Genomic DNA, 4,978 nt, shown 5'->3' with positions numbered 1-4,978 from the left:
CCAAAGAAGAAGAATCCCCCGAAGGTAAAGGGAGCCATCTCCTATGAGCTGTCAAACATGCTGGTTTCGGCCTCGGTGCCGACAGATAACGACTCCTTCCTCGATCCTTTTGCCGGCAGCGGCTCCTTCGTGCAGGCACGGCTCGAGTATCCCGCTCGGGTGATCTGCTACTCAGACCAGGATCTTCCAAAGCTCCGGTCCTCCCTCTCCCCCGAGCTGGCTCGCAGCAGGTGGGTGCGGTTTCTTGGCGAGGACGCACTGACGCTCCCCTCGGTCGGGGACGGCCAAGTCGACGTCATCGTCACCGACCCACCATGGGGTGAGCACGAGGACCTTCCCATGTCGTACGAAGAGTTCACCGAGCTTGCGGCGCGGAGTTTTAGCCGGGTTCTGCGCCCGGACTCCGGAAGGCTGGTCCTGCTCACCTCACGAAGGACGGCCCACATCTTCGAGAAGAGCCTCCAGAACAATGGGTTCATTATTCGCGTGTCGCATGAGATCCTTGTCAACGGCCACCCTGCTACTGTCCTGATCGGCGGGCGCCAAGGTTAGTCGTTCTCCTGGCCGCTCCCGACGGGTCCTGATTCACATGTGAGGCAGCCTTTGATTACAATTGTCGAGTACACCACAGTCGAAGCCGCCGAAAGCCTCGCTAACCAGTGGGGAACTTTAGCCGCGGGCGGGGCTAGCGCGATCTACACCTCCCCGGCTTGGTGTCTGGCCGCTTGGCGGCAACTTCCGGATCTCGGCTCGCCCTTGCTGACGGTCGCCTTCGAAGACGACAAACTAGTCGGTGTTCTTACCCTTTCTCTGGGACCGCGAGGTATCTGCTGGGCCGGCAACCCGCTTGGCGACGAGCACGATGCGCTACTCGGGAACAGCCACCGGTTGCAGACTGTCGAGGCACTTGTAGAAGCTGTACGCCTGCGCCACCGCTTGGGTACTCCGGTGCAGCTATGCGATGTGCGTCCCGACGGTGTTCTGGCCCAGTCACTGCCGTGCGTAGCCGCCTGTCCCGCGCCGGTACTTGCAATCAAACCTCGCGACCCTTCGTTCGGCCCGCTGTCGGCTATCCCGGGCTGGTCGCCAGCGACCAGGAAGAAGCTGCGCTGGGCTCGCCGGCATCTGAGCGGGCAAGGACGACTGACGTGCTACCGCGAGGCGCACCCCGCACGCATGCCCACGGCACTCGCCGGCTTCGTAGCCGCGAGGCTGGCGGCGTGGGAGCGCAGGGGGCGCCTGCATGAGCTCCCGGCTATGGACCGACACCGGAGCTTCCCCGCGTTCATAGGGGAGGCAGGCGCCTCTCTGGCCTCGCAGAGCCGATCTTTCCTTGCAGTTCTCGCGCTTGGCGGCGCGCCGATCGCACAAGCTTTGTTCTTCCGGACCGAATCGGCATTGTTGCTGTACATGACCACCTATGAGCCCGCGTTCGCTCGGTTCAGCCCCAGCCACCTGCTCCTTGCAGAGGTCGCCGCGCAGGCGTTCGACGAGGGAATCACAATCGTCGAGCTTGGGAGAGGCGACGAGCCCTACAAGTTCGCCTTGGGCGCCACGGCTCGGCATCTGCGGGACGTCGCGGTCTTCCGCTGATGCTCTTGGTCCCCAGTCGCTCCGGCACCTCGACCAAGAGAAGGAACGGTCGCCAAACCCCGTGCGAAACGCGAGGGAGACCCGCCAGGGTCCAGCCGGAAGGACAGGGGAGATACCCAGGAGATACGTTCCGAGTGGCCAGAACCTACGTTGATCGACTACCAGTAGGCGAGCGCGAACGACGACCACGATTGTCGCTGCACCGTTGAGCGGCTCTGGCGCGACCAGATGGCGCGCGTTCGGCAGGTCCTCGACCGCCGGGTGTGACGCCAGGCAACGGCGCGACAACCCTGGTTGTCGGATCTGCGCCGACAGCCAGGGTTGTCAGTAGAGATCGCTGTGCAGGTCGGGTTCCCAGCGCGGATACTCACAGCGGGCTGGTCAATGTGGACCATTGATCGCTGGCATCGGCCGCGCGCGTCACAGCGTCGCAGGTCAGCCCTCTGGTGCCGCCGACGCACCGCGCCGCTGGCTTTGCGCTGGCCCGCTGTGACGTCGCATCCTGCCCCATAGGGCGCTTACCGGCGCGGTGCCCGCTTGCCCGCCCAGCCCGCCGAGATCGATCGCAACCATCGCGGCAGCGGCCCGCGAACCTGTCATCTTCCCAGCTCATATCGATACCGAACGTCACGAATCACGGCTCCGCCGACGACCTCGTCCCGGACAGCCCCGTCAGGCTCCCAGCCCAGGTGCGAGTAGAACCGCTGGGCGCGAAGGTTCGTCTCCATCACCCACAACGTGGCGCAAGTGAAGCCCGCCGCCTCGAAACTGCGCATCGCCGCGGCCATCAGGCCGCGTCCGACACCCCGCTCCCAGACGGTGGGCAGGACGTAGAAGGAGACGATCTCCCCGACCTCGCTGGCGTCCTGGTCGTCATCTTGGGTGGGACCCAGGTCCGCGAAGCCAACGATGTCACCGGCGTCGTCGGCGACCAGAGCGCCTCGGGCCGGCCAGGCGGCCCGCCCCAGCGTCGTCGTCCACCGCGGCACGCGCTGTGCTGGGTCGAGCCCATCGAGAAGTGGCTGCGGCAGGAGCCCGCGGTAGCCGACCTGCCAGGACAGCACAGGTACCTGGGCGACCCGCTCGGCATCACCGACGAGACCCCGACGAACCCGCATCCGACGATCGTCACACTTTGGCCGGTGTAGCGGGTAGCGGCAGCATCGTTCCTCGAACACGGGCCGCTGGCAGGTTCCCAGGGCCAGGCAGGGGCAGGTGCTACCCGCTACATGCTGCGATCCGCGCAGCTCAACGCGGGTGCGCCGTGTAGCAGGTGGTGTCGCGGTGCCGCTCCTGCGGGGGGCCGCCGCTACCGACGGTTCGACTCGCCAGCGTGGCTCTCAGGCGTCATGGCGGTCAGGTACGACGAAGGCCCCCGACAGCGGCCCCGGGGGGGTTCGTCGGTGGTGTGGGCTATCGGGGGTCGTTGAGGTCTCGCCACACGGTCCGTACGCGCTGGGCCTGGTCGCCCTCGACGGTGCCGTTCCCGCCGATGATCACGCCGTCGATCAGTTGGGTGAGGATCATCCGCTTGGCGGCGATGTCCTCGCCGAGTCCGTCCTAGCCCGCGGCGCCGTCCACGGGCAGGGTGGCGCGTCGTCGCGCGCTGGTGTGCCTGCGGGCCTCGGCCTCGCGGATCTGGCGGACGATGGCCTTGTGGGCGTCGTCGTAGGCGTCGTTGTCCATCTTCCCGGACGCCCAGCGGTCCGCCAGCGCGCTCTTGCGGGCCTCCAGCGTCGCCAACTCGGCGGCGGCCGGGTCCTCCGTGGCCACCGGCTGGAGAACCAGCTCGTCCAGACGTCCCCGTACGGCAGCGGAGACCAGCCCGACGAGGAAGTCTTCCCCGATCCGGACCTTGGCCGGACAGCGGCCGTCGCGTCGCTGGCAGTAGAGCCGGGTTCCGTTCGTGCCGTTCCCGGTCAGTTTGTGCCCGCAGGAGGCGCAGTAGACGAACCCGGCCAGCAGGCGCCGCACCTTCTCGGCGTCGGTGTTGGTCCGCCGCGAGGCGTCCGTGAGGATCGCGCGGACCTGCTCCCACGTGTCGACGTCCAGCACGGCGGGCCACGCCGCCGGGCCCATGACCGTGATGGTTCCCGTGCTGCGCCGTGTGCTGCGGGTCTGGTAGCCGCGCATGCCGATCAGACGCGGGTTGACCATCATCTCCTTGAGGGTGGTCGCATCCCACCCGCGGTACGGGCATGGGCAGTCGGTCCACGCCCTGCGGCCCTTGACGTTGTTCGGGCAGGTCGGCCGGTGGGCCTTCGTCACGGTTGGGACCGCTTCGGCGTTGAGCGTGCGCGCGATGGCCCCCAACGGCACGCCGGCCAGCACCTCGGCAGCGATGCGGCGGATGACCGCCGCCTCTTCCGGAACGAGGGCGTAGAAGTCCCGGACGGGCTTGCCTGCGTGGTCGGTGGCGACGATCGGCCCGTAGCCGTACGCCCTGGGTCCGCCGTGGTGGCGGCCCTGTTCCGCGCGTTGCCTGGCCGCGCGGGACACCCGCTCCGCTGTGCGCTCGGCCTCGCCCGCGTCGATCGAGAAGATGATGTCCGCCATCATCCGGCCGTCGGCGGAGGTGAAGTCCATGGTGGTGCCCTTGACCGGAATCAGCCGGACGTTGCGGGCCTTGAACAGCTCGATCACGCGCATCCGGTCGGGCCGGTTGCGCAGGAAGCGGTTCGACGTCCACGCGATCACAGCGTCGATCTCGCCGGCCCGCGCCATGGCGAGGATGCGCTCGAACTCCGGCCGGTAGTCCTTCGTGGCCGACAGGTCGTTGTCCGTCAGCACGTCGATCAGCTCGACATCGTCACGCTGCTCGGCAAGCTCCCGGATGTCCTCGTCCTGGCGGGTGACCCCGGCCTCCAGCCCTTCACGGTCATCGGAGATCCGGCGGTAACCGATCGTGCGCAGCTTGCGAACCACCCCAGCACCGTACGTGTCCGAAGCGTCCGACCACAGCGTGATGGCGGGCCTCACGCGGCCACGCTCCCCAGCTCGTGACCGCACTTCGCGCAGCGGGAGCGGTCGAAGAAGTTGGGGATGTGCGGGCAGGGAACGAGCGTCAGCCGCTCGCCAGCAGGCCACGCGCGGCACGTGAGCACGGACCGATCAAACGGGCGGTAGTAGACGATGGCCCCGCCCTCGTCCAGCCGGGAGACGTAGTCCACCCAGCCCAGCGGCGTAGCCATGCCAACCCGGACGTCGGCAACGGCGACCGTCGCCGGGACGTCGCCCCGCGGGGCCTCCTCGTCGGCAGGAGCCTCCTCGACGAGGCCAAGAGCGGTGCGGCCCACGTCGGTCAGCCGGTACGGCCGGATACGAACCAGCCCCCCACGCAGGTCACGGAACCTGTCAGGGGCCTCGACGATCAGACCATGCCTGA

General features: G+C 67.7%; 5 protein-coding genes. 2 read left to right on the top strand and 3 right to left on the bottom strand.

All coding sequences use genetic code 11. The annotated features are described in order from the left end of the window. The coding region (locus AC08OV_RS23455; protein WP_476620334.1) for a TRM11 family SAM-dependent methyltransferase at nt 1-552 on the top strand (552 nt) is incomplete at its 5' end. Nucleotides 553-591: 39 nt separating this feature from the next. After that, nucleotides 592-1,593 (top strand): GNAT family N-acetyltransferase, encoded by a 1,002-nt coding sequence (locus AC08OV_RS23450; protein ID WP_476615665.1) that lies wholly within the window; start codon nt 592-594, stop codon nt 1,591-1,593. A gap of 596 nt (nt 1,594-2,189) precedes the next feature. Here the strand turns inward: AC08OV_RS23450 and AC08OV_RS23445 are convergent. The 3 genes from AC08OV_RS23445 to AC08OV_RS23435 form a co-directional block, all read right to left on the bottom strand. Continuing rightward, nucleotides 2,190-2,711, bottom strand: a complete 522-nt coding sequence (locus tag AC08OV_RS23445) for an N-acetyltransferase family protein (RefSeq protein WP_476615664.1) — start codon at nt 2,709-2,711, stop codon at nt 2,190-2,192. A 442-nt stretch (nt 2,712-3,153) separates the two neighbouring features. Continuing rightward, a complete protein-coding gene (locus AC08OV_RS23440) occupies nt 3,154-4,518 on the bottom strand; it encodes a recombinase family protein (protein ID WP_476615663.1) in 1,365 nt (454 codons plus the stop codon). A gap of 50 nt (nt 4,519-4,568) precedes the next feature. Further along, a partial coding sequence (locus AC08OV_RS23435; RefSeq protein WP_476615662.1) for a hypothetical protein occupies nt 4,569-4,978 on the bottom strand: 410 nt, incomplete at its 5' end.

Source organism: Frankia sp. CeTa3Moorea (genome assembly GCF_978021225.1).
This window is presented reverse-complemented; position numbering and strand designations above follow the sequence as displayed.